This is a genomic window from Cupriavidus sp. SW-Y-13 (genome assembly GCF_009793345.1).
In the GTDB taxonomy this organism is placed as follows: Bacteria; Pseudomonadota; Gammaproteobacteria; order Burkholderiales; family Burkholderiaceae; genus Cupriavidus.
In genome coordinates, this window is sequence record NZ_WHLX01000002.1 from 2,600,448 (window position 1) to 2,623,521 (window position 23,074).

At 63.8% G+C, this 23,074-nt stretch carries 22 protein-coding genes; 12 read left to right on the top strand and 10 right to left on the bottom strand.

Features of this window, described 5'->3' with window-relative positions; translation table 11 throughout:
* Positions 1-22 precede the first annotated feature (22 nt).
* The 4 genes from GA566_RS27105 (at position 23) to GA566_RS27120 (ending at position 4,317) form a co-directional block, all read left to right on the top strand.
* On the top strand, positions 23-988 hold the full coding sequence (locus GA566_RS27105; protein WP_160474561.1) for a VOC family protein: 966 nt from the start codon (positions 23-25) through the stop codon (positions 986-988).
* Between the two features lie 48 nt (positions 989-1,036).
* Positions 1,037-1,993: a PDR/VanB family oxidoreductase gene (locus GA566_RS27110; RefSeq protein WP_160474562.1), complete on the top strand. Its 957-nt coding sequence runs from the start codon at positions 1,037-1,039 to the stop codon at positions 1,991-1,993.
* 164 nt (positions 1,994-2,157) lie between these two features.
* Positions 2,158-3,600 (top strand): MFS transporter, encoded by a 1,443-nt coding sequence (locus GA566_RS27115; RefSeq protein ID WP_370459374.1) that lies wholly within the window; start codon positions 2,158-2,160, stop codon positions 3,598-3,600.
* Positions 3,601-3,837: 237 nt separating this feature from the next.
* Positions 3,838-4,317, top strand: a complete 480-nt coding sequence (locus GA566_RS27120) for a hypothetical protein (RefSeq protein WP_160474564.1) — start codon at positions 3,838-3,840, stop codon at positions 4,315-4,317.
* Positions 4,318-4,330: 13 nt separating this feature from the next.
* Here the strand turns inward: GA566_RS27120 and GA566_RS27125 are convergent, their stop codons facing one another.
* Positions 4,331-4,855 (bottom strand): MarR family winged helix-turn-helix transcriptional regulator, encoded by a 525-nt coding sequence (locus GA566_RS27125; protein ID WP_137926399.1) that lies wholly within the window; start codon positions 4,853-4,855, stop codon positions 4,331-4,333.
* Between the two features lie 347 nt (positions 4,856-5,202).
* On the opposite strand from GA566_RS27125, the gene GA566_RS27130 reads away from it, so the two are divergent.
* The 4 genes from GA566_RS27130 (at position 5,203) to GA566_RS27145 (ending at position 9,828) form a co-directional block, all read left to right on the top strand.
* The gene (locus tag GA566_RS27130) at positions 5,203-6,033 is read left to right on the top strand and encodes an IclR family transcriptional regulator (RefSeq protein ID WP_137926400.1); all 831 of its coding nucleotides are present in this window, start codon (positions 5,203-5,205) and stop codon (positions 6,031-6,033) included.
* Positions 6,034-6,067: 34 nt separating this feature from the next.
* The gene (locus tag GA566_RS27135; RefSeq protein ID WP_160474565.1) at positions 6,068-7,093 is read left to right on the top strand and encodes a tripartite tricarboxylate transporter substrate binding protein; all 1,026 of its coding nucleotides are present in this window, start codon (positions 6,068-6,070) and stop codon (positions 7,091-7,093) included.
* A gap of 124 nt (positions 7,094-7,217) precedes the next feature.
* The gene (locus GA566_RS27140) at positions 7,218-7,658 is read left to right on the top strand and encodes a (2Fe-2S)-binding protein (protein ID WP_137926402.1); all 441 of its coding nucleotides are present in this window, start codon (positions 7,218-7,220) and stop codon (positions 7,656-7,658) included.
* Entirely contained in the window at positions 7,642-9,828 is a 2,187-nt protein-coding gene (locus tag GA566_RS27145) for a molybdopterin cofactor-binding domain-containing protein (RefSeq protein ID WP_160474566.1), read from the top strand. The genes GA566_RS27140 and GA566_RS27145 overlap by 17 nt, the downstream gene beginning before the upstream one ends.
* Before the next feature lie 176 nt (positions 9,829-10,004).
* Here GA566_RS27145 and GA566_RS27150 read toward each other — a convergent pair whose 3' ends face one another.
* Positions 10,005-10,745 carry an SDR family oxidoreductase gene (locus GA566_RS27150; protein ID WP_160474567.1) on the bottom strand — a complete coding sequence of 247 codons (741 nt, stop codon included), beginning with the start codon at positions 10,743-10,745 and terminating at the stop codon, positions 10,005-10,007.
* A gap of 123 nt (positions 10,746-10,868) precedes the next feature.
* Between GA566_RS27150 and GA566_RS27155 the strand changes: the two genes are divergently transcribed.
* Positions 10,869-11,792: a LysR family transcriptional regulator gene (locus GA566_RS27155; RefSeq protein WP_160474568.1), complete on the top strand. Its 924-nt coding sequence runs from the start codon at positions 10,869-10,871 to the stop codon at positions 11,790-11,792.
* A gap of 10 nt (positions 11,793-11,802) precedes the next feature.
* On the opposite strand, the gene GA566_RS27160 is transcribed toward GA566_RS27155, so the two are convergent.
* Positions 11,803-12,756, bottom strand: a complete 954-nt coding sequence (locus GA566_RS27160) for a LysR family transcriptional regulator (RefSeq protein WP_160474569.1) — start codon at positions 12,754-12,756, stop codon at positions 11,803-11,805.
* Between the two features lie 93 nt (positions 12,757-12,849).
* Between GA566_RS27160 and GA566_RS27165 the strand changes: the two genes are divergently transcribed.
* Genes GA566_RS27165 through GA566_RS27175 form a run of 3 tightly spaced genes read left to right on the top strand, consistent with a single transcriptional unit; the run spans position 12,850 to position 16,789 of the window.
* A complete protein-coding gene (locus GA566_RS27165; RefSeq protein ID WP_160474570.1) occupies positions 12,850-14,178 on the top strand; it encodes a D-serine ammonia-lyase in 1,329 nt (442 codons plus the stop codon).
* Positions 14,179-14,238: 60 nt separating this feature from the next.
* Complete coding sequence (locus GA566_RS27170; RefSeq protein WP_137928342.1) at positions 14,239-15,228, top strand: tripartite tricarboxylate transporter substrate binding protein; 990 nt, start codon at positions 14,239-14,241, stop codon at positions 15,226-15,228.
* A 34-nt stretch (positions 15,229-15,262) separates the two neighbouring features.
* Positions 15,263-16,789 (top strand): amidase, encoded by a 1,527-nt coding sequence (locus GA566_RS27175; RefSeq protein ID WP_160474571.1) that lies wholly within the window; start codon positions 15,263-15,265, stop codon positions 16,787-16,789.
* A gap of 168 nt (positions 16,790-16,957) precedes the next feature.
* On the opposite strand, the gene mdcH is transcribed toward GA566_RS27175, so the two are convergent.
* The 7 genes from mdcH to mdcA are packed head-to-tail and all read right to left on the bottom strand — an operon-like array spanning position 16,958 to position 23,042.
* Positions 16,958-17,881 (bottom strand): malonate decarboxylase subunit epsilon, encoded by a 924-nt coding sequence (mdcH, locus tag GA566_RS27180; RefSeq protein WP_160474572.1) that lies wholly within the window; start codon positions 17,879-17,881, stop codon positions 16,958-16,960.
* Entirely contained in the window at positions 17,866-18,507 is a 642-nt protein-coding gene (locus GA566_RS27185) for a malonate decarboxylase holo-ACP synthase (RefSeq protein ID WP_160474573.1), read from the bottom strand. Before GA566_RS27185 ends, mdcH begins: the two co-directional genes overlap by 16 nt.
* An 18-nt stretch (positions 18,508-18,525) precedes the next feature.
* Positions 18,526-19,344 (bottom strand): biotin-independent malonate decarboxylase subunit gamma, encoded by an 819-nt coding sequence (gene mdcE, locus GA566_RS27190; RefSeq protein WP_160474574.1) that lies wholly within the window; start codon positions 19,342-19,344, stop codon positions 18,526-18,528.
* A complete protein-coding gene (locus GA566_RS27195; protein ID WP_160474575.1) occupies positions 19,341-20,195 on the bottom strand; it encodes a biotin-independent malonate decarboxylase subunit beta in 855 nt (284 codons plus the stop codon). The genes mdcE and GA566_RS27195 overlap by 4 nt, the downstream gene beginning before the upstream one ends.
* Complete coding sequence (locus GA566_RS27200; RefSeq protein WP_137928348.1) at positions 20,192-20,509, bottom strand: malonate decarboxylase subunit delta; 318 nt, start codon at positions 20,507-20,509, stop codon at positions 20,192-20,194. Before GA566_RS27200 ends, GA566_RS27195 begins: the two co-directional genes overlap by 4 nt.
* On the bottom strand, positions 20,509-21,384 hold the full coding sequence (locus GA566_RS27205; RefSeq protein ID WP_137928349.1) for a triphosphoribosyl-dephospho-CoA synthase: 876 nt from the start codon (positions 21,382-21,384) through the stop codon (positions 20,509-20,511). The genes GA566_RS27200 and GA566_RS27205 overlap by 1 nt, the downstream gene beginning before the upstream one ends.
* The gene (gene mdcA / locus GA566_RS27210) at positions 21,384-23,042 is read right to left on the bottom strand and encodes a malonate decarboxylase subunit alpha (RefSeq protein ID WP_137928350.1); all 1,659 of its coding nucleotides are present in this window, start codon (positions 23,040-23,042) and stop codon (positions 21,384-21,386) included. The genes GA566_RS27205 and mdcA overlap by 1 nt, the downstream gene beginning before the upstream one ends.
* Positions 23,043-23,074 lie beyond the last annotated feature (32 nt).

Here is a 23,074-nt window from a genome sequence, read left to right on the forward strand (position 1 = left end):
GACGGCGCGACGGAGACTGGAAATGAAAGTATTGGGAATCGACGAGATCGTCTACGGTGCCGATGATTTCGATGCATGCCGTGGCTTCTTCAGCGACTGGGGCCTGACCATCAAGCGCGACGATGCCGACGGTCTGGACTTTGAAACGTTGAACGGCTGCCGCGTGCTGGTGCGCAAGATGGGTGACGCCGCACTGGCACCGGCCATCGAAGACGGCCCGACCCTGCGCGAAGTGGTGTGGGGCGTGGATAACGAGGCATCGCTGCGCGAACTGCGCGAAGCCATCGTGGGCGAGGCGACGTTCGTCTCGCAACAGGGTGGTGCACGCATTGGCTGCACCGATCCGAACGGCCTGGCCGTGCGCTTCCAGGTGTCGCGCAAGCATGACGTGCAGGTGGATTGCGCCCTGATGAATACGTGGAACGAGAAGCCGCGCATGAACCAGCGCAGCCCGATCTACGAACGTGCGGTGCCGATCGAAGTGGGCCACGTGGTGTTCTTCGTCAAGGATGTGAAGGCGACGGAACAGTTCTACATCGAGAAGTTCGGCTTCGTGCAATCGGACAACTACCCGGACCGCGGCGCGTTCCTGCGCTGCACGGCGGAGGGCGGTCACCATGACCTGTTCCTGCTGCAGTTGCCGCATGGCAAGGCCGGTCTCAATCACGTGGCGTTCACCGTGCGCGATATCCACGAGGTGTTCGGCGGTGGCATGCATATGTCGCGCACTGGATGGGATACGCAACTCGGCCCGGGCCGCCATCCGATTTCTTCGGCGTACTTCTGGTACTTCAAGAATCCGGCCGGCGGACTGATCGAGTACTACGCCGACGAAGACCAGCTCGATGCGCACTGGGAGCCGCGTGCATTCGAACCGGGCCCGACGATGTTTGCGGAGTGGGCCATCGAAGGCGGCCTCGATGGCAACACGCGCCGGCAGAAGAACGCCGGTGGTCCGGAAGGCAAGTTCCTGACGGAAAAGCGTTGAGTCGTGGAAGCGTCGAAGTGTTGAAGCTGTAGAAGGAAGGATCGAGTGATGAGTGCCAGCCAATCCCTGACCCTGCGCGTGCAGGCCATGCGTTTCGAAGCACGCAACGTCGTCAGCGTCGAACTGCGTGACCCCAACGGTGCGCAATTGCCCGAGTTCGCACCGGGTGCGCATATCGATTTGCATCTTGCCAACGGCCTGGTGCGCAGCTACTCGCTGTGCGGTGCGCCGGAGCAGCGTGACCGCTACACGGTGGGCGTGCTGCAGGACCGCAACAGCCGTGGTGGTTCGCGCTACGTGCATGAGCAACTGCGCGTGGGCGCCACGCTCACTGTGGCCGTGCCGCGCAATCACTTTGCGCTGGACGAGGATGCCGCGCATACGGTGCTGGTGGCCGGTGGTATCGGCGTGACGCCCATCGTCTGCATGGCGCGCCGTCTGGCGGAGCGCGGCAAGCCGTTCACGCTGCTCTACTGCGCACGCTCGCGCGAGGAAGCGGGTTTCGTCGAACAGTTGTCGGCCTACGGCGATGCCGTGCGTTTTCATTTCGACGACGAAGCCGGCGTGCCGCCCGATATGAAGGCGATGCTGGCCGGGCAGGACGCTGGCACGCATTTCTACTGCTGCGGTCCCGGACCGATGCTGAATGCCTTCGAGGCGGCGTGCGAAGCGCACGGCTATCCGAACGTCCATATCGAGCGCTTTGCCGCTGACCCGGCTACGCAAACGGTGCAGGAAGGCGAGTACAGCGTCATGCTGCAACGAACCGGCAAGCAGGTGAGCGTGCCGCCCGGCAAGTCGCTGCTCGATGCGCTGCTCGAGTCGGGCGTGCAGGTGGAGTACAGCTGCCGCGAAGGCGTGTGCGGCTCCTGCGAAACGGCCGTGATCGAAGGCTGCCCCGAACATCGCGACAGCGTGCTCAGCAACAGCGAGCGGGCGTCGAACAAGACGATGATGGTGTGCGTATCCGGCTGCAAGGGGCAACGCCTGGTGCTCGACCTGTGACGGATCTTTGATGTTCCCCTGATGTACGCGCCGCGACCTGCTTGCTCGCGGCTCTTCGAAGTTCGCCCCGCTCATTCGAGCCGCTCCAGCGGCCGCGCGCCGGGCAACCTGCCCCACACGATTCGGAAATGCATAACGTGTTGATCGATAGAGACGACGCCGCGATTTCAGCGGCAGGCGCGCACGCGTCCGCAGTGGCCGCCCCCGGCGCTGCAACCCCTTTCGCAGGTACGCACACCACGCATCATTCGCCAGGCAACGTCACGCGCGGCCAGATCGTCGCGCGCATCGAACGCATGCCGGGCAACATGATGCATGTGCGTGCGCGATTGCTCATTGGCCTTGCCACGTTCTTCGATGGGTTCGACGTGATTGCGATTGCCGCCACGCTGCCGCTGCTGATCGGGCACTGGTCGCTGACGCCCGCGCAGATCGGTATTCTGATTGCCGCGCCCTCGGTGGGACAACTCGTGGGTGCACTGCTGTTCCCCGCATTGGCCGAACGCTTTGGCCGCTTGCGCTCGATTGGTTGGAGTGCGGGCATCATCGGCCTGATGAGTTTGCTCTGCGGTTTCGCACCATCGTTCGAGATCTTTTTGCTGCTGCGCATCGTGCAGGGTCTGGGGCTCGGCGGCGAGTTGCCCGTGGCCGCGACCTACATCAACGAGGTCACGCGCGCGCATGGACGTGGCCGCTTTGTGCTGCTGTACGAAGTAGTGTTCCCCATCGGCCTGATGGTGTCGAACGGACTGGGCGCCGTGCTCGTGCCGCGCTATGGCTGGGAGGTGATGTACTTTCTCGGTGGCGTGCCGCTGGTGCTGTTCTTTGTGTTGCGGCGTCTGGTGCCCGAGTCGCCGCGCTGGCTGGCCGAGAAGGGCCGCATGGCCGAGGCCGATAGCGCGCTGCGCCAGTTCGAGGCGCGAGCGAAGACACCGCTGCCGCCGGTGGGTGATACCTCGCGCTACGACGCGATGACGAGCAAGCATCCAAAACGCCGTGTGCGGGATCTTGTGAGTCGCGCATATCTGGGTCGGACGATCGCCGTCTGGATGCTGTGGGCAACGTGCGGCTTCATCCAGTACGGGTTGTCGACGTGGTTGCCCACGGTCTACAAGACGGTCTATCACGCACCGTTGCAACTCGCGCTGAACCTCGCGGCGGGTGCTTCCGTGCTTGGTGTGGTGGGATCGCTGGTCTGCGCGATGATCGTCGATCGCGTAGGACGCAAGCCGGTGATCAACGTGTCGTTCGTGCTGTGCGCGGCATCGTTGCTGCTGGCGGGCGTGTTCCACGCCTCGTCGGTGTACGTGGTCGCTACGCTCTGCTCGCTGGCGATGGGCTTCCTCGCGTGCGGCTTTATTACGGCCTACGTCTACACGCCGGAGTTGTATCCCACAAGCATTCGCGCGATGGGCTGCGGCCTGGGCGGTGCATGGCTCAAGATCGCGGCGATCTTCGCACCGGGACTGATCGGCGCGACCATTGGCACAGGCAATCTCAGCGTGGCGTTCTACGGCCTGGCCGTGGTGCCGCTGCTGGCCGCCGCAACCGTGTTCTGGCTCGGTATCGAAACAAAAGGACAGGTGCTCGAAGAACTCGAGGTCTGATTCGCACAGTGGTTGTTGTCGCTGCGCCCCGCCACCGACTTTCCCGGTGGCGGGGCTTTTTTATGGGTTCGTGTTTTGTAATGAGACGAATCTGAAAGCGCGTTTGGCGCCTGAAATCCAATGGTATTTCGGAAGTTGATCCTTTAAGTTGTGGGGACGGTCAACGGTGTCTGGGTCTGGGCATGGGATGACCGCAGGTGACAACGGAAGCGTGTTCAACAACGCAAGGGTCAATCGATGACGACGATGAGTTTGACCGGTACGGGCGATGCAAAGTCAGCCGGAGGTCAATGTTTCGGGAAAGGGGTTTTAGAGATGGAACGTGAGAACGAAAGCAGCAGGCCGGGCGGCAATGCCGGTGATGTTGGATGGCGGCTGACAGCGAGCATGATTGGTGCAGGCGTCAGTTTTATTCTGTCCATGTTCATGTTCATCAACGGAAACATGAACGAGAAGGTGGCGCCTACCGCTCAGGCCATCGATGCTGGCAACGCGCGGATGGCCCGAATGGAGGCTACGTCGGAACGGACGGTCAAAGACCTCGCCCAGTTGCGCGGGACCGTTGAAGGGCTGACCCACCGTGTCGACGGCATCGACAAACGGCTCGACAAGATTGACCACAGGCTGGACAGGATGGACACACACATACGCAACGAGTTTGAGAGAGTGCACGACAAGCTCGACCGCGTCCTGGAGTCCCAATCGAGGCGACGCTAGCCACCCTGCGACATCACTCCTTCCCCGAGCCCGTGCAAATCCCATGCAGCTTGCGCAGTCCCGTATAGAGACCTTGCCGCTCTTCCGGCGACAGCAGCCGGATGACCGATGCCTGGCCGCGTCGGGCTAGGGGGATGACTTGCGCATGCAGCGCGGCGCCTTGCTCGCTGATCTTGCAGGCGAGACGTTTGCGCGGCGTGCTGCCTTCGGATTCAAGGATCACAAGTCCACGGTCTTCGAGCAGGCGAAGCGTGCGGCTGACCAGCGCCTTGTCCGAGGTGGATTGCTTGACGAGTTCGGCGAAGGACATCGCTTCGCCGTCGGCAGCCAGTAGCGCGAGGATGCGCCACTCGGGGACGGTGAGGTCGAATTGCGTGGCATAGGGTTCCGTCACGCTGTTACGCAGGGCCGTCACCAACTGGCTCAGCATCGTCGTGAGGAAGTCATTGACGGTCAGGCCGTTGCCGGCTTCGTCCAGGCTCGACCAGGGGTCGACCGGTTCGACGTCGATGGGGGCGATGTGGGGGGTGCTGGACATAAGGCGTGCGCAGAAACTGCGTGACAGAAAAGTTTGGGGGCTCACCCGAACGGGCTACGCGATTGTCTCATATGAATTGTTGTTCGCAACTTTGTGCTGCGAAAGGACATTTACCTACCGCGCAGCAACTGTCAATCCGGAGTTATCTTAAGTTGAGTCATCAACAACGCTAACCTACATTCAAATCGTTCCTGATGTGAATCTTGGTTTTATATATAAAACACATCTGCTAGTGTTCGAACTGCACCAGTGCGCCTTGGCGCGTGCGGTAACGGGGAAGCATGTTATATCGATCCGTTGCCGTGCATTGGCTGAATGGCTAACCGAACGTGAGGTAGAGAGAGACCATGAGCAAGGACACTCCCGCAGAGGAGACACAGGATTCGCAGGACAAGTACATCGTGCCGGGCCTGGAACGGGGGTTGCGGCTGCTGGGCGAATTCAGCAGTAAGGACCGGACGCTGTCGGCGGCGGAGCTGGCTCGCCGGTTGAAGGTGCCGCGCTCGACCGTGTTCCGATTGCTCGCGACGCTGGAAATGATGGGGTTTGTCGAGCGAACCGATGGCGGGCGCGAGTTCCGGCTTGGCATGGCGGTGTTGCGGTTGGGGTTCGACTATCTGGCATCGCTGGAGCTGACGGAGTTGGGTCGTCCATTGCTGGACCGGTTGCGGGACGAGATCCACTATCCCTGCAACCTGGTGGTCCGGGATGGGCGGTCGATCGTGTATGTGGCGAAGTCCGTGGCGGCGCGTCCGTTCACGAGCACGGTCAATGTGGGCACGCGCCTGCCAGCGCATGCCACCGTGCTGGGACGCATCCTGCTGGAGGACCTGACGCTGGGCGAGTTGCGGGAGTTGTATCCGGAGCCGCGTTTGGAAGTGTTTTCGGACAGCACGCCGCGCACGGTGGAAGAGTTGTACGAGATGGTGCAGCGCGACCGCGAGCGCGGTTACGTACTGCATGAAGGTTTTTTCGAGGCCAGCATCTCCACCATCGCCGCGCCGGTGCGTGATCGCACCACGCGAGTGGTGGCGGCTCTTGGTGCGACGATTCCGGCGGCACGGATTGAAACCACGCTGCTCGACCCGATGGTGGAGCAGGTGCGCGAAGCCGCCGCGGAGTTGTCGCGATTGCTGGATTACCGGCCAGGCCTGAGCGGCAGGGTGGCCGGCGCTTGATATCGCCGCACCCACAACAGGCAGGAAGAGAAACATGCAGGACGGCAGCCACATCCAGATTCGGCGCAGTGCGCTGCGACGGACGCGCACACTAGCGGGCGTCGCAGCCATCTTTGCGACATTGGCCGTAGCGTTGGGCGCAGGCACGGCGCATGCTGCCTGCACGACCGTACGGATTGTGGTGCCGTTTCCCGCTGGGGGACCGGCGGATCAACTGGCTCGCACGGTCTCGCAAGGGTTGCAACCGCGCAAGGGTGTGCCGATCGTCGTGGATAACAAGCCCGGCGCGAACGGCAACATCGGTATCGATGCGGTGCGTCGCGCGGCGGGTGATGGATGTACCTGGCTGGTGGTGCCGGCTGGCAACCTGACGATCAATCCCACGTTATTCCCCGCGCTGTCTTATCAGGTGGCGCGCGATTTCCGGCCAGTCTCGCTGCTGGCCAGTTCGCCCAATGTGCTGGCCGTGCATCCTTCGGTCAAGGCGCGCACCGTGCCTGAACTTGTTGCACTGGCGAAGGAAGCGGATCGCAACAAGTCGCCGCTCGGCTATGCCAGTCCCGGTGTAGGCAGTGGCCTCCATCTCGCTGGCGAACTATTCCGCAACAAGGCCGGCGTGAACATGCTGCACGTCCCGTACAAGGGCACCGCGCAGGCCATGACCGATGTCGCGGGCGGGCAGGTGCCCGTGCTGTTCGGTACGTGGCCGACGCTGGCGCCATTCATCCAGTCTGGCGCGTTGCGTGCGATTGCGGTCACGCAGTCGAAGCGTTCGCCGGCTGCGCCCGATGTGCCATCCATGGCGGAGCAGGGCATGCCCGGTATCGACGTCAGTTCCTGGTATGCGTTGCTCGTGCCGTCGGCCACGCCGAAGCCGATGGCCGATGCATTGTCCGTCGAGATCCAGACGCTGTTCGGTTCGGCAACCGTACGCAGTGATCTGCAGCGTCAGGGGCTGGAGCCCGTGGCGAGTACTCCCGAAGCGTTGGCCGCACGCATCCGCGAAGACACCGCGGCGTGGACCACGCTGATCCGCACGTACCACATCACGGCGGAATAGCCTCGGCGCCTGGTCAGGCGCACCCATCGCATTCATCTCTTACTCACCAGTGCTGTATCTGGTCGCACCCATGCCGTGCAGGGGGGGCGTGCGGCCGTTTTTTTCCTGCACATACGGGGCAACCATGGACTTTGTGTTGAACGGAAAGACGACCCGCTTCGACGGCGACGGCGATACGCCGCTGCTGTGGGTGATTCGAGACGATGCCGGGTTGACTGGCACCAAGTATGGATGCGGCATTGGCGCATGCGGCGCCTGTACCGTGCATGTGGATGGCAATGCGCAGCGGTCCTGTGTCACGCCGGTCTCGACCGTGGCGGGACGCAACGTGACGACGATTGAAGGGCTATCGCCCGATCGGTCGAGCAAGGTCCAGAAGGCGTGGATCGCCAAGGACGTGCCGCAGTGCGGCTACTGCCAGTCGGGCATGGTGATGGCGGTCACGGCATTGCTCAAGCAGAACCCGCATCCCACTGACCGCGACATCGATGCCGCGGTCAGCAACCTGTGCCGCTGCGCCACCTATCACCGCATCCGGGAGGCCGTCCATGCTGCAGCAAAGTGATCGCACCATCAACGCATCACGTCGCGGCTTCCTGAAAGGCAGCGCGGCGCTAGCCGGTGCACTGTGCATTCCGCTGCCGGTGCTGGCGTCGGGGCGAACCGTCGATAGCGGTCCGCATGGCACGAACGAAATCACGGACTGGATCTGGATCGAGCCGAACGGCAAGATCACGCTCGGTCTGTCGCAATGCGAATGCGGGCAGGGCGTCTACACGGGGATGCCGCAGATACTGGCCGACGAACTCGACGCGGACTGGGAGAACATCACCGTGATCTTCGTCACCGGGCGCGATGCGTATCGCACCGGCGCCGCCTACGAGGAACCGCAGCAGTTTGTTGGCGCATCGATGTCGGCCACGCTGTTCTATCAGCGGTTGCGTATCGCTGGCGCACAGGCGCGTGAAGTGCTGACGATCGCAGCGGCGAAGCAGTTGCATGTGCGACCCGGCCAGTGTTACACGGAGAAAGGCCGCGTGTTTCACGGCGCCACCGGGCGGTCGATCGGTTATGGCGAACTGGCCGAAGCGGCGGCGAAACTTCCGCTCAACCCCACGCCGCGCCTCAAGGCCGAAGCCGACCACAAGCTGATCGGAAAGAATCTGCTGCGGCTCGATACACCGGCCAAGGTCGATGGCTCGGCAGAGTTCGGCATCGATGTGCGCGTGCCCGGCATGCTCTACGGCGCATTGAAGATGCCGCCCACCGTGACCGGCAAGGTCACGGGCATTCGCAACGCCGATGTCGTGAAGGCCATGCCCGGTGTGCAGGCCGTGGTGCAGGCGCCGGATGCGGCCATCGTGGTGGCAACGAGCTACTGGCTGGCGAAGAAGGGTGCGGATGCACTGGAACTGGAAGTCGATCCCGGTGCGTCGCGCGATCTCGACAGCGACAAGATCATGGCCGCACGCGTGGCCGCGCTCGGTGCGCCCGAGGCCGTGGTCGCCACGACACTCGGCGAACCCGATGCCGTCCTGGCGGCGGGCGGCAAGCGCGTGGAAGCGGACTATCACACGCCATACATCGTGCATGCCACGATGGAATCGGTGAACGCCACCGTCCATGTGCGCGACGATGCCATCGAGGTATGGGGTCCGATCCAGGGGCAGGATTTTGTGCGTAATGCTCTGGGCAAGCTGTACCAGCGCAAGCCCGAAACGATCATCGTCCACACCACGTTTCTCGGCGGCAGCTTCGGTCGCAAGTTCCTGCCGGATTTTGTGGTGCATGCCGCGCGCGCATCGGCAGCGGTGGGCAAGCCGGTCAAGGTGATTCGCTCACGCGAAGACGATATCCGCCATGGCTTCTATCGTCCCGGTGTGTCGGGCGGCTTCCGCGCGGTGCTCGACGAGAAGGGCATGCCGAAGGCGATGCATGCGCGGCTGACCGGGCAATCGCTGTACGGCGTCATCAAGGCCGAGCGCATGGCGCAGCACGGCGGCTGGGACGAGACGATGCTGGAGGCGATCTACGATTGCGTCTATCGCGTGCCGAACCTCAAGGTCGATATGATCGACGTGAAGCAGCCGATTCCGGTCAGCTTCATGCGTAGTGTGGGATCGACGTCGAGCATTTTCATGCTGGAGAGTTTCGTCAACGAGATGGCCGACGCGGCGGGCATGGACCCGTATCGCTATCGCCGCGCGCTGCTCGTGCATAACCCGCTGGCCGTGCGCACGCTCGATGCGGCGGCCAAGGCGGCGAACTGGGATCGCAAGCCTGCACCGGGCGTGACGCGCGGCTTCACGTTCAATCTCTACACGGGACGCGGCGAGGCATTCCAGACCTACGTGGCGATGGCGCTGGAACTGGAGCGTGCTGGCAAGGCATTCAAGGTGCGGCGCGTGGTGTGCGCGGTGGAATGCGGACGCTCGATCAATCCGAATCTGATCCGCGCCAATATCGAGGGCGGCATCGGGTTTGCGCTGACCAACACGCTCAAGAGCGAAATCACGTTCAAGGGCGGCGTGGTGCAGCAGAGCAATTTCCACGACTACCCGCTGCTGCAGTTGTCGGAGATGCCAAAGATCGAGACGGTGATCGTGGAGAGTGATCGTCCGCCGCAAGGGTGTGGCGAGGTGTCGTTAGGGCCAACGGCGCCGGCTGTGGCGCATGCGTTGTATCAGGCGACGAAGAAGAGGCGGAGGTCGATGCCGATGGGGTTGGAGGGGTAAGCAGCTTTTGCTCGACCACTTGTTTGCTCCCCTCTCCCGCGAGCGGGAGAGGGGCGGGGGAGAGGGCCAGCCGCACAAATTGCGATGCGGTCGGCAAGCAGATCCTCCAGCCCTCTCCCCCAGCCCCTCTCCCATTTCATGGGAGAGGGGAGAAAACCGGGAGTGGCGGCACAAGCTCAAGCCGCAAAACCCCCATCAATATTCAAGCTCGCACCCGTCACGAACCCTGCGTCCGGACCCGCGAGGTAAGCCACCATCCCGGCAATTTCTTCGGGACGGCCATGGCGAGCGAGTGCCATCAGGCCGTGCAGCGACTTCGCGAAATCCGAGTCTTCCGGATTCATGTCGGTGTTGATCGGGCCGGGTTGCACGTTGTTCACCGTGATGCTCTTCGGTCCCAGGTCGCGAGCCATGCCTTGCACCAGGCCCTTCAGTGCGGACTTGCTCATCGCGTAGGCGGCGCCGCCGGCAAACGGCATGCGGTCGGCGTTGGTGCTGCCGATGTTGATGATGCGGCCGCCTTCGCCCATGTGGGCCAGCGCGGCCTTCGATGCCACGAAGATGGCGCGTACGTTGACGGCAAAAGTCTTGTCGAAGTCTTCCAGCGCGAATTCATCCACGGCACCGAGGAACAGCACGCCGGCGTTGTTCACGAGGATGTCGATCTTGCCGAAGTGCGCGGCGGCGTCGTTGATGGCGCGGGTCACGGCGGAGGCGTCGGCGGCGTCGGCCTGGTAAGCCTTGGCGCGGCCACCTTCGGCCTGGATCGATTCGACCAGTTCCTGCGCCACGGCGCCGGAGCTTTGATAGGTGAAGGCGACGGCTGCACCGTCACGGGCCAGGCGGCGCACAATGGCGGCGCCAATGCCGCGGGAGCCGCCGGTTACGAAAGCGATCTTGTTGGAGAGCGTGGTCATGATGGGTTCCTTTGAAAAGTTTGTTTCGCAAGAGAAGGTGAGCTGAGTATGGTTCACGCTATTCGCTACCGCTAGGCATAAATCCGGATCAACATCTTCAACCATCGGTATAAGATGCCGGGCATGGAAGCGTTGAATCTGCTCGAATCGTTTGTGCTGGCCGCGGAGAGCGGCAGTTTCTCGGCCGCCGCGCGCCGGCTGGGCCTGACGCCGGCCGCCGTCAGCAAGAATGTGGCGCGGCTGGAAGCGCACCTGGGATTGCGGCTGTTCCAGCGGAGTACGCGCCAACTCACGCTGACACTGGGCGGCGAGCGCTTCCTGCGTCAGGTGTCGGACCCCTACGCTGCATTGCGCGACGCGTTTGCCAATGCGTCCGAGGATGAGAGCCGGCCGGCGGGTGTACTCAAGGTGAGCATGGCCGTGGCGTTCGGGCGCGAATACCTGGTGCCATTGCTTGGCGAGTTTCTGGAGCGATACCCGGCCATCGTGCCGGACTGGCGTTTCGAGAATCGCACCGCCGACCTGATCGCCGATGGCATCGACGTGGCGATTGGTGGGGGCATCGAACTGACCGAAGGTGTGGTGGCGCGCGAACTGGCGCCCGTGCATATCGTGGCGACGGCATCGCCTGCATTCATGGCGGGCCGCAAGATGCCGCGTCATCCGTCGGAATTGTCCGAGATGGACGGCATCGTGCGACGTTCGGCGTCGAGCGGTCGGCTGCGCTACTGGACGCTGCGCAACCAGATTGGCGAGCAGGCGCTGGCCGAGCCACGCATGCGCGCGATCTTCGACGATCCCGAAGCGATGGCCCATGCCGCGATGCAGGGGCTAGGCGTGGCGCTCTTGCCGATGGCGCATGCCGCGCCGTTGTTGCAACGTGGTGCGTTGGTGCGATTGCTGCCGGGCTGGTGTGCCGACAGCGGGGCGCTCTCTCTTTACTATCCCAATCGCAAACTGCTGCCGTCCAGGACGCGTGTGTTTGTCGATTTCATCGTCGAGGCGTTCCGGCGTCCGGAGTTGCAGTCGCGCTTCGACGGACGCTAAACACCCATCGCTAACCGCGCCGCGTCAGCAGACGCCTGCGCGCGGTGTCGAACGCCGCGCCTTCGTGCGCGAGCCACGCCTCCACTTCCGCCACCTGTTCGGTCTGCCCGTGCGCGCAGACAAAGTGATACGACGCCTCGCTCGGCGCGTGTATGCCCCACAGATCGACGAGTCGGCCAGACTCGATTTCCTCCAGCACCAAAGCCGAGCGGCCCATCGCCACACCCTGGCCCGCCAGCGCGGCACTGATCGCCAGTTGCGAGAGATTGAAACGCTGGCCATCGGATTCGTCCGGCAGCGTCACGCGCGCATGCCGCAGCCAGCATTGCCATTCCTCGAATTCCCCTGCGCCGTCCCATGGGCTGACATCGTGCAGCAGCATGCTGGCGCGCAATCCATCGGGCGATGCAAGTTCCGGATGCGCAGCCACGTAGGCCGGACTGGCCACCGGAATCAACCACTCTTCCAGAAACACGCGCGCCTTCAGATCGGGATAACCGCCTGGATCGAAACGCACGGCGGCCTCGGTGCCATCGCGCATCATCCGCGACCGATCCAGCGCATGGAACTCGCCATAGACGCGCAGGCCGATGTCCGGATGCTGGCGGAAGAAATTTCCGAGTCGGGGCGTCAGCCAGACCATGGCGAACGACGGCGAGCACGACAGCGCGATGGGATGCTTGTCGCGCGGCTTGCGCAGTTGCGTGAGCGTGCTCTCGATGGCCTGGAACGATTCACGCAGCACAAAGCGAAGGCGCTCGCCCTCGGGCGTCAGCACCAGCGCACGGGGCGTGCGGAGAAACAAGGGGCGGTCGAGCCATTGTTCGAGTTGCTTCACCTGCTGGCTCACCGCACCTTGCGTCACGCAAAGCTCGGCGGCGGCCTGGGTGAAGTTGCAGTGTCGGGCCGCCGCCTCAAAACAGCGCAGCCAGCCCAACAATGATGCAGAAAGCGTGTTGGCCATTAGTCAGGCTAATAGGTGGATCAGTACAAATGGTTTGTCACATTGGCGCGGACGGACAAGAATGAATCCATCCCATCCCCGTGTTGCACGCTTATGACGATCGATACATCTACGCTTCCACAGGAACTGCTCGCCAACTTGCAGGCCGCCAGCCCTGCTTTCTGGGGCAATCCCCAATGGACAGACGACCCGACCGTACACACCGTGGTGGACGGACGTGGGATTAGTCTAGCTGATGTACGTGCAGCGCAGGCCCGTTTCGAGCGGTTCGCGCCGCTGCTGGCCCGGTTGTTCCCGGAATTGAAGGGCACCGATGGCCGCATCGAATCCGCACTGCTCGCCGCACCGGGCATGCAACGCGCCATCGGCCTGTCAACCGAGGCGGGTTCGCTGTGGATCAAGGCCGATCACAGCCTGCCGGTGGCGGGATCGATCAAGGCGCGCGGTGGGATTCACGAAGTCCTCGAATTCGCGGAATCGCTGGCGCTCGAACATGGATTGGTGATGCAGGATGCCGACTACACGGTACTGGCCGATGCGCCAGCGCGTGAACTGTTCGGTCGCTATCAGGTAGCGGTGGGTTCCACCGGCAACCTGGGCCTGAGCATCGGCGTGATGGCGTCGGCACTGGGGTTTCGTGCGGCCGTGCATATGTCGTCGGACGCCAAGGAATGGAAGAAGGCGCGGCTGCGCTCGCGTGGCGTGGACGTGGTGGAGCATGCGGGCGACTACGCGGCGGCGGTGGCTGCCGGACGGCGCGATGCCGATGCCGATCCGTATTGCTACTTCGTCGATGACGAGCGCTCGATGTCGCTGATGCTCGGCTACAGCGCAGCGGCTTTGCACCTTCACGATCAAATTGAAGCGGCCGGGCTGAAGGTGGATGCCGCGCATCCGCTGTTCGTCTACTTGCCGTGCGGCGTGGGCGGCGCGCCCGCTGGTATCGCGTTTGGCCTGCGGCAGTTGTATGGGCCGCATGTGTATCCGATCTTTGCCGAGCCTACGCAGTCGCCGTGCTTTCTCGTGGAGATGCTGGCACCGGGCGCGTCGGTCTACGACATTGGCCTGACCAATCGCACCGAGGCCGATGGCCTGGCCGTGCCGCAGGCGTCGGAACTGGCGGCGCAAGCCATGCGCCCGCTGCTGGGCGGCGTGTACACGGTGGCCGACGACACGTTGTTTGCGGACCTGCACCGCGTGCGTGAAACCGAGGACCTCAAGATCGAACCCTCGGCAGCAGCGGGATTCAGCGGCCCGCGCATGTTGACGCAAACCGATGCCGGGCGTGCCTGGCTGAAACAACAGAACCTGGACGCGCGCATGCAACACGCGACGCATCTTGTATGGACGACGGGTGGCCTGTTCGTGCCCGCCGAGGAATATGCGCGATTTGCCGAACGTGGCGCCGCGCTGGCCGGCTGATTGCACGTAACCAAATACGCGTCACCGAATCTTTCGATTGCATCGTTGCGGAGTCTCACCATGAACCGTTTGCCCCTCACCCCTTCCAAGCTTGTCCATGCGCTGCTGGCGTGCACACTCGCTGCCAGTGCCTCGGCAGTGTTTGCCGAAACCTATCCATCCAAGCCGATCCAGCTGGTGATTCCGTTCCCGCCGGGTGGCGCGACCGATGTGATCGGTCGCCTCGTCGGCAAGAAGCTTGGCGACAAGCTGGGCCAGCCCGTGGTGGTGGACAACCGACCCGGCGCGGGCACCATTGTCGGTGCGAGCTTCGTGGCCAAGGCCGCGCCGGATGGCTACACGCTGCTGGCAAGCTCGGGTACCACGTTCACCGTGAATCCGGCCATCCACGCCAAGCTGCCGTATGACCCGGTGAAAAGCTTCGAGCCGATCGGGTTTGCCGGGCGCACGGGCCTGATCCTGCTGGCCAACAAGGACGTGCCGGTGACCAACCTCAAGCAACTGGTGGCGGCGGCCAAGGCGCAACCGGGCAAGTATTCGTATGGTTCGTTCGGCACCGGCACCACGGCGCAATTCGCGGGCGAGATGCTGTTCAACATTGCAGGTGTGAAGCTGCTGCACGTGCCGTACAAGGGCAGCTCGCCGGCCATGACCGACCTGATCGGCGGACAGATTCCGTATAGCGTGGATACCGTGGCCGCAGCGATTCCGCAGGTGAAATCGGGCAAGGTGAAAGCGATTGCAGTGACCACGGCCAAGCGCTCGTCGCTGCTGCCCGATGTGCCAACTGCTGCCGAAGCAGGCTTCCCCGGCATCGATGCCGATACGTGGCTTGCCGTAGTGGCGCCGCGCGGCCTGCCCGCTGACGTGAAGCAGAAACTGGAAAAGGCGCTGACCGAAGTGATGGCCGATGCCGATACGCGCAAGCAGTTGCAGAACGCTGGCTTCGAACCTGTGGAAGGTAACGGCGCGGCGGTATCGGCACTGATCAACAAGGAACTGCCGTTGATGCGCGCTACCGCGCAGCGTGCGAACATCACGGCTGATTGATTGACGGCTTATGCCCCGCAAGGAGACAGGCAGTATGCAGGACACAACGACACTGGTCGCACGCTCGGCCACCGAACTGCGCCGCATGATCGGCAGCAAGGAAATCTCGCCGGTGGAATTGCTCGACGCGTGCATCGCGCAGATCGAGCGTGTGAATCCGTTCCTCAACGCCGTGACCGCCACATGCTTCGACCGTGCACGTGAAGAAGCGCGCGCCGCCGAGCGGGCGGTGCTGGAAGGCAAGCCGCTGGGTTTGCTGCACGGCTTGCCGCTCGGCGTGAAGGATCTGGAGGCGACCGCGGGCCTGCTGACCACGTATGGCTCGCCGCTGTATCGCGACAACGTACCCGCCGAGGACAACGTACTCGTGGCGCGACTGCGCGCGGCGGGTGCCATCGTGACGGGCAAGACCAACATTCCCGAGATGGGCGCGGGCGCGAACTCGCGTAACGATGTGTGGGGCGCCACGGGCAATCCGTTCAATCCCAACCTCAATGCGGGCGGATCGTCGGGTGGTTCGGCGGCGGCACTGGCTGCCGATCTCTTGCCGGTGTGCACCGGATCGGATACGGGTGGCTCGCTGCGGATTCCTGCGGCCAAATGCGGCGTGGTGGGCTTCCGTCCGTCACCGGGTGTGGTGCCGAGTTCGCGCAAGTTGCTGGGCTGGACGCCGATCTCGGTGGTCGGCCCGATGGGTCGCACCGTGGCCGATGCGTGTCTGCAGTTGGCGGCATCGGCAGGCGTATCGGCGGGCGATCCGCTGACGTATCCGCTCGATCCGCTGTCGTTCCTGACGCCGATGCCTGTAGACCTCGGCAGCCTGCGCGTGGCGTACACCGAAGACTTCGGCTGCTGCGATGTCGATGAAGGTATCCGCCGCACCTTCCGCGAAAAGATCGCCGCGATGCGTCATCTGTTCCGTAGCTGCGATGCCATCGATGTGGATCTCGGTGAAGCGCATCGCTGCTTCGACGTGCTACGTGCAGAGAGTTTCGTAGCAGGCATGCGCGAGGCCTACGAGCGCGATCCATCGAGCCTGGGTCCGAACACGCGCGCCAACTTTGAAATGGGCGCGAAGATGTCGCTGCTCGACAGCGCCTGGGCACAGGCCGAGCAGACGCGCGTGCTGCAGCGCTTTCAGCAGCTGTATCGCGACTATGACGTGATCCTGTCGCCGACTACGCCGGTGTCGCCGTTCCCGTGGACGTCGCTTTATGCGGAGTCGATCAATGGCGTGAAACAGGAAAACTACTACCGTTGGCTGTCGCTGACGTATGTGGTGACACTGACCACGCATCCCGCGCTGTCGCTGCCGTGCGGTCTGGATCATGCGGGCATGCCGTTTGGTTTGCAGATCGTGGGCGGCTTCCGCAAGGACCATGAAACGCTGGGGGTGTCGTATGCGATGGAGCAGGCGTTTGCGGCGGTGCCGTCGCTGCGCAGGCCGCTGCCCGATCTGAATGCATTGAAGGCTGCGGAGCCGTCGCTGACGTCGATCGTGACGGCACCGCCGGTGCTGGATGCGAAGGTGAAGCAGGGGAAGGAGGCGTCGGCGGTTTGACGCTTGCGCCCGCTCTCGGCTTTCGCTCCCCTCTCCCATGCAATGGGAGAGGGGCTGGGGGAGAGGGCAAGAGGTTCTGCTTGCCGACCACATCGCAATTTGCACCGCTGGCCCTCTCCCCCGCCCCTCTCCCGCATGGCGGGAGAGGGGAGAAAACCATCAGGAGAGTCAGCCGTCCTGCGCCCGCCCCATCAACACCCTCACACTATCCCCACGCATCTCCGCCAGCGCCACAGCCTGCGGAAACATTGGCTGGCATAATTTCGTCAGCACACTCCCCGGCGGCATTTCCACCGCCAAGTCAAAGTCCACTGCACGCGCCAGCAGCATCGTTTCGTGCCAGCGCACAGGCAGCGCCATATTGCGGGCGAGGTCTTCCGCAATGCGTACTGGATCGCGCAATTCCCGCGCCGCACTGGCACTGAAGTAACGCAGCGTCGGCCGTTTGACAGTCACCTCCGCAAACGCCGATTGCAGCCTCGCCGCTGCATCGTCCAGCAACGCGCAATGCGACGGCACCGCAATCGCCACCCGCTGTGCAGTGCGCGCACCCGCAGCCAATGCTAGCTCCGACACACGCGCCATCGCGTCATCCGAACCGGCGATCACAAGCTGCGTATCCGCGTTGTAGTTGGCGATGAACACCGGGGTTTGTACAGTATTCACCGATGCAACCAGCGGCGCCAACTGTCCCACATCGATACCCAGAATCGCTGTCATGCCATAGCCACGCGGATACGCCTCGGCCATCAACGTGCCACGTAACTTAACGAGTCGCACTGCATCGGCAAATGACAACGCCCCCGCAACCACCGCCGCTGCATACGCGCCAATCGACAACCCCGCCACGCCATGGGCAGGCGGGCCATCCTCCAGCAATGCGCGCGCACTGGCTACGCCGGCCACCAGCAAGCACAACTGCACCGACACCGTGGAAGCCAGATGCTCCGCATCGTCATGGCGCAGCACGTCTTCACCCAGCGCGTCGCTCGCTTGCTCCAGTGTGCGTGTCACCACCGCGTGATCGGGCAGCGCGTGCAGCATGCCTGTGCGTTGTGCGCCCTGGCCGGGGAAGGTCAGCAGTGTTGGCATGGGGTGAGCCAGGGATCGTCGCTGAGTACCGGGCCCGTATCGGTCTTCACGAGCACGCGGCCCTGTGTGCGCAAACGCTCGCGTAGCGCGAACGCGCCCAACGGTGTGGCGATCTGGATGTCGAGGCGCACGTCGTGTGCATCGATCAGTGATGCGAGCGCAGAAAGATCGCGCTCGGGGATGGGTACGGCTGCATGCATGACGAGGTCGATATCGCTGCCGGCATGCAATACGTCGATGCCCGACGCCAGCGCAAAACCCACCGCGCCGGTAATTCCCCATCGATAACCGAGCAATCCGAGCCGCGTTGCCACATGATCAAGCGCGCGCAGCGCGGGCAGGGTATCGCGGCGGGGATGCAGGCGCCAGAAGCCCGCATTCGCAATCTCGTCGGGCGACACCACACTCGCGCACTGCGCGGCATCGATCCATGCCGCATGACGTTGCGCACGTTCGCGGCCACGGATGCCGATGGGAATGCGCGCAGTGGCATCGCGGTCCCGCCGCACCACAACCGGTGCCTGCGCCAGCCACTCCGCGTCGGCCCAGTCGGGTACGTTACCTGCCGCGAGCAATGCGGCAGGGTCGCGAAGCCAGATCAGGTCGTGCGGTTGCAGTGCTTTCATGACGATGACCGATTGCGCTCAGTCCTGCCACTGCGCGCGCAACAACTCGCGCGCGCGGCGCGTGGCACTGCGGTTCTCGCCATTGAAGCGTCCGCTCAAGTCGCGATGCGGATCGGCGTCGATATCGGCCAGCGCTTCCTGCAGATGGCGCAGGATGGTGGCGCGATCTTCCGTCGTGGGCGCGGCGGCATCCTGCACCGCTAGCGTGCGCCACAGCAGCCCCAGCGACGCATAGTTGCCGAGGTCGTACGCCATGGGCGGTACGGTAGCGGCAAACGCTTCAAGATCCTCGACGCTGCGCAACGTGATGCGTGCAGCGGCTTCCTTGCCCATCGCGTGGACCTGTACGCCGGCATCGTCCAGCGCCAGGATGCGGTTGGCCTGATAGCCGTGCGCGAGAAACGCGCCCGACATCGCCTTGCCGACGAGCAGCGCAATCACGGGATGGCCTTGCAGCCGCGCCGTGGCATAGGCCGATGCCGCACCCGCCAGCGCCTGATGGATGCCGAAGGCTTCCTCGCGGCGTCCGTAAGCCTGGCTTGGCGTGTCGACGATGGCGATGATGACGCGCTTGACCGGTGCATCGCGGTCGGCGTCGATCACTTCATGCACGGCGCGTGCGAGTGCCCATCCTTCGAGCAATCCCACTTCGCCATGACGCGCGCGCGGCAGCGGACTCGCGGCGTCGGGCACCACGGCGATCAAACGTGCCGCACGGCCAGACCATTCGATATCGGCAATCTGGATCGAGGGCGGATAGCCGGGCAGGCGTGGTGCATTGCTGGCCAGTGCGGCGAGCCATGCATCGCCACGGCTTACAGGGTTCTGTTCGCTCATTCGCGTTCTCCCAGATAGCGGCGCACCATGGCGGGATCCGGTTGGTGCGAGGCGTCGTGCGCCACATACTCGGTGATGCATTGCAGGTAGTGCTCGTATTGTTCGCTGCGCGGGGTCTCGTCGACCAGTGCGGTGGCGAGTGCGGCCACCACGTCGCGCACCTGTGCGGTGTCGTCTTCGACAAAACGATCCGCCAGGCCGATGGCAAAGCGTTGCTCGCCGCCCGTCAGGCCCCAGATAAACGGACGATCACGTGAATCGTATTCGGCGATACCGGCTTCCTGTTCGATCACAGCAGGGCCGTTCAACCCGAGCCGCGCTTCGCGCGTGACGACCAATGCGCTGCACAGTGCGGCTGCAATCGACATCCCGCCGAAACATCCCACTTGCCCCGCGATCACGCCGATCACGGGTTGATAGCGGCGCAGATCGACAATGCCCGCATGAATCTCGGCAATCGATGCGAGACCGAGATTCGCTTCCTGCAAGCGCACACCGCCGGTTTCAAAAAGGATCACGGCGCGTGTGGGGATGCCTTTGCGATTGTCTTCGGCAGCAAGTTCGAGCGCGCCCGAGATCTTGGCGCCGCCCACTTCGCCCAGACTGCCGCCCTGGAACGCCCCTTCGATGGCCATGACCACGGCGGGTTGTCCGTCGATGCGTCCCTTGGCGACGATCACGCCATCGTCGCCTTGCGGCACCACGCCCTGACGCGCGAGCCACGGTGACGTCAGGCCATCGAACGGGCCGGCGAGTTCGCGGAAGGTGCCGGGGTCAAGCAGTGCCTGCGCACGGGCGCGTGCGCCGAGTTCGACAAAGCTCTCACGCGAAAGCAAGGTAGCGCGATTCATGTCGACTCCTTGCCATCGGCTTCTGCCAGCGCTTCGAACGCTTCGGCCAGGCGCATGCCTACTACACCGGGCGTGGCGCCGAAATCGTGAATGCGGATGTTCATCGCGGCGCGTGGCTCGGCACTGAACACGCGCGTGAGTTGTGCATCCCAGACGCGGCCATAGCCGTTGACGGATGTGGTGACGTCGATCGATGTCTTGCCCTTGGCGCCGGGCTCGATGATGACTTCGAGGTCGCCGGAGCCGACCACGCCCACCAGCACGCGGCGCGATGCCGGCTCTCCGGCGGCGTATTCGAATTGGAGTTGTTCCATCAGTGGTCTCCCACGGCATGCAGCCGGTCGAGGAAAAGAGTGGCGGCCAGCAGATCTGCCGCGCCGCCCGGCGATGCACGCTGCGCAAGCATCGTCGCTTCGAGTTCATGCAGACGGCGACGCCCCGTCAATGTGCCGATACCGCCTGCGTCGAGCACGGATTCGGCACCGGCCTGCACATCATCGAGCCCTGACTGCCCCGCGCGTGCGAGCACGCAGGTATCGTCGAGTCGCGCCATGATGGCGAGCAGCGCGTTGACCTGCGCGGTGGGCTCCGCGTCGCCGCGTGCGCGACCATCGCGCAATGCGGGCAGGCCGATGGCGGTAACGTGCGGGAACGCGGCTTCGGCCTGCTCCTGCGCACCGCCTACGCCGTAAGCCGCGCGTGTCAGTGCACCCTTGTTGCCGGTGTGCGCAGGCCGATGCCGGTCAGGCAAGCGCGCGATCACGGCGGCCATCTGTGTCACGGCGCCGATGCTGCGTGCCTTGCCAAGCCATCCCGATGCACCAACCAGCAGGCCGAGTGCCCAGATGGCACCGCGATGTGTGTTGATGCCGCCTGTGGCCTGCAGCATCGCCGTTTCCGCTTCACGCCCCAGTGCGCCAAGACGTTCGCGCAGCGCCACGTCGATACGGCGTGCCTGTTGTCCGGCACGCGCCATCGCGACGAAGGCATCGCGCAGGCTGTGCGCGGAATCGATCATCGTGCGCAGCGTCATGTCACCGTGGGCGCCGCTACCGCGCGTATCCACGAGACCGGGCTTGGGAGCGAGCGTGGCTTCATCGATCAGCACGGCAACAGCCAGATCGCCAAGACGTGCAGGCAGATCGATGGGGCTGTATTCGCGTGAAGGGAGCGTTGCAGCGTAGGCCATTACCAGCTCCGGAAGCGTGCGGGCGGGTTGTAGAGGCCGCCTGACCATTCGACGATATCGGCCATGCTCTTTGCGGCGAGCAGCGAGCGCGTGGCTTGCGAGCGTTGCACGCCAAGATCTTCGGGCAGGGCGATCAATCCGTCGCTGCGCATCTGGCGCGTGGTGGCAGGGTCGTGCTTCATGCCGATCGGCGTGACACCCGCCACGGCAGCAATCATGCGACGGCGTTCTTCCAGCGAGCGCGCCTTGTAGAGATAGGCGATGCCTTCCTCGGTCAGCACGTGCGTGACGTCGTCGCCGTAGATCATCACCGGCGCCAGCGGCATGCCGCTGTCCTTTGCCACCTGCACGGCATCCATCGATTCGACGAAGGTCGGCTTGCCGCCCGCCTGGAACGTCTCCACCATCTGCACGACTAGCTTGCGTCCGCGTGCGAGTGGGTCCTCTGTTTCGATCAGGTCGAGCCATGCGGGCGTGGCATGCCGACGTCCGCCCGGGTTGTGGCCCATGTTCGGCGCTCCGCCAAAACCGGAGAGACGTCCACGCGTGACCGTCGATGAGTGACCGTCGCCATCGATCTGCAACGTGGAGCCGATGAACAGGTCCACCGCATATTGCCCGGCCAACTGGCAGAAGGCGCGATTGGAACGCATGCTGCCATCGGAGCCGGTGAAGAACACATCGGGCCGCGCGGCCACGTAGTCTTCCATGCCCAGTTCACTGCCGAAGCTGTGCACGCTCTCGACCCAGCCGGATTCGATGGCGGGAATCAGCGTGGGATGCGGGTTCAGCGTCCAGTACTTGCAGATCTTGCCCTTGAGGCCGAGCTGCTCGCCATAGGTGGGCAGGATCAGTTCGATGGCTGCTGTGTTGAAGCCGATGCCGTGGTTCAGCGACTGCACGTTGTGGCGCTCGTAGATGCCACGGATGGCCATCATCGCCATCAGGATGTGTACCGGCTTGATGAGACGCGGATCGCGCGTGAACAGCGGTTCGCAGAAGAACGGCTTGTCCGACTGCACCACGTAATCGATCCAGGAACCGGGAATGTCCACGCGCGGCAGGTCGGCGGGGTCATCGACAATCTCATTGACCTGCGCGATCACGATGCCGTCGCGGAATGCCGCGGCCTCCACCAGCGCGGGCGAATCCTCGGTGCTGGGACCGGTGTAGAGATTACCCTGGCGGTCGGCCTTGTAGCCTGCCGTCAGCACGATTTGCGGCGTCAGGTCGACATACAGGCGCGAGTACAGCTCGATATAGGTGTGGATGGCGCCCACTTCGAGCAGGCCATCCTCCAGGAACTGCGAGATGCGCACGCTCTGCGCGCCGGCATACGCAAAGTCGAGCTTGCGTGCGATGCGCCGCTCGAAAAGATCCAGATGCTCTACCCGGCTCACGCTCGGGATGATCATGTGCAGGTCGTGCAGGCGCGAGGGATCGGCCTCGGCCAGGGCGCGCGACAGGAAATCGGCCTGTTTCTGGTTGTTGCCTTCCAGCACCACGCGGTCGCCGGGGGCGACCATGGTCTCAAGAAAGGCCACGATGTCGTCGGTGGGCACGACCTTGCCCGTGGCGATTTTTTCGCCGAGGGCCTGGCGACGGCGCTTTTCGGCGCGGCGCGTATCCCACTGTCGTTCCGGTATCGGGTTCAGCATGACATCTCCGGTGTGCTGCGATGGTTACCGGA

Excerpts from the sequence above, each read along its gene's own strand:
- GA566_RS27110 (WP_160474562.1), top strand. The coding sequence starts at position 1,037 with ATGAGTGCCAGCCAATCCCTGACCCTGCGCGTGCAGGCCATGCGTTTC.
- GA566_RS27165 (WP_160474570.1), top strand. The coding sequence starts at position 12,850 with ATGACGATCGATACATCTACGCTTCCACAGGAACTGCTCGCCAACTTG.
- GA566_RS27195 (WP_160474575.1), bottom strand. The coding sequence starts at position 20,195 with ATGAATCGCGCTACCTTGCTTTCGCGTGAGAGCTTTGTCGAACTCGGC.
- GA566_RS27200 (WP_137928348.1), bottom strand. The coding sequence starts at position 20,509 with ATGGAACAACTCCAATTCGAATACGCCGCCGGAGAGCCGGCATCGCGC.
- GA566_RS27185 (WP_160474573.1), bottom strand. The coding sequence starts at position 18,507 with ATGAAAGCACTGCAACCGCACGACCTGATCTGGCTTCGCGACCCTGCC.
- GA566_RS27105 (WP_160474561.1), top strand. The coding sequence starts at position 23 with ATGAAAGTATTGGGAATCGACGAGATCGTCTACGGTGCCGATGATTTC.
- GA566_RS27140 (WP_137926402.1), top strand. The coding sequence starts at position 7,218 with ATGGACTTTGTGTTGAACGGAAAGACGACCCGCTTCGACGGCGACGGC.
- mdcH (WP_160474572.1), bottom strand. The coding sequence starts at position 17,881 with ATGCCAACACTGCTGACCTTCCCCGGCCAGGGCGCACAACGCACAGGC.
- GA566_RS27150 (WP_160474567.1), bottom strand. The coding sequence starts at position 10,745 with ATGACCACGCTCTCCAACAAGATCGCTTTCGTAACCGGCGGCTCCCGC.
- GA566_RS27175 (WP_160474571.1), top strand. The coding sequence starts at position 15,263 with ATGCAGGACACAACGACACTGGTCGCACGCTCGGCCACCGAACTGCGC.
- GA566_RS27160 (WP_160474569.1), bottom strand. The coding sequence starts at position 12,756 with ATGGCCAACACGCTTTCTGCATCATTGTTGGGCTGGCTGCGCTGTTTT.
- GA566_RS27155 (WP_160474568.1), top strand. The coding sequence starts at position 10,869 with ATGGAAGCGTTGAATCTGCTCGAATCGTTTGTGCTGGCCGCGGAGAGC.
- mdcA (WP_137928350.1), bottom strand. The coding sequence starts at position 23,042 with ATGCTGAACCCGATACCGGAACGACAGTGGGATACGCGCCGCGCCGAA.
- GA566_RS27130 (WP_137926400.1), top strand. The coding sequence starts at position 5,203 with ATGAGCAAGGACACTCCCGCAGAGGAGACACAGGATTCGCAGGACAAG.
- mdcE (WP_160474574.1), bottom strand. The coding sequence starts at position 19,344 with ATGAGCGAACAGAACCCTGTAAGCCGTGGCGATGCATGGCTCGCCGCA.
- GA566_RS27145 (WP_160474566.1), top strand. The coding sequence starts at position 7,642 with ATGCTGCAGCAAAGTGATCGCACCATCAACGCATCACGTCGCGGCTTC.
- GA566_RS27170 (WP_137928342.1), top strand. The coding sequence starts at position 14,239 with ATGAACCGTTTGCCCCTCACCCCTTCCAAGCTTGTCCATGCGCTGCTG.
- GA566_RS27125 (WP_137926399.1), bottom strand. The coding sequence starts at position 4,855 with ATGTCCAGCACCCCCCACATCGCCCCCATCGACGTCGAACCGGTCGAC.
- GA566_RS27205 (WP_137928349.1), bottom strand. The coding sequence starts at position 21,384 with ATGGCCTACGCTGCAACGCTCCCTTCACGCGAATACAGCCCCATCGAT.
- GA566_RS27135 (WP_160474565.1), top strand. The coding sequence starts at position 6,068 with ATGCAGGACGGCAGCCACATCCAGATTCGGCGCAGTGCGCTGCGACGG.
- GA566_RS27120 (WP_160474564.1), top strand. The coding sequence starts at position 3,838 with ATGACGACGATGAGTTTGACCGGTACGGGCGATGCAAAGTCAGCCGGA.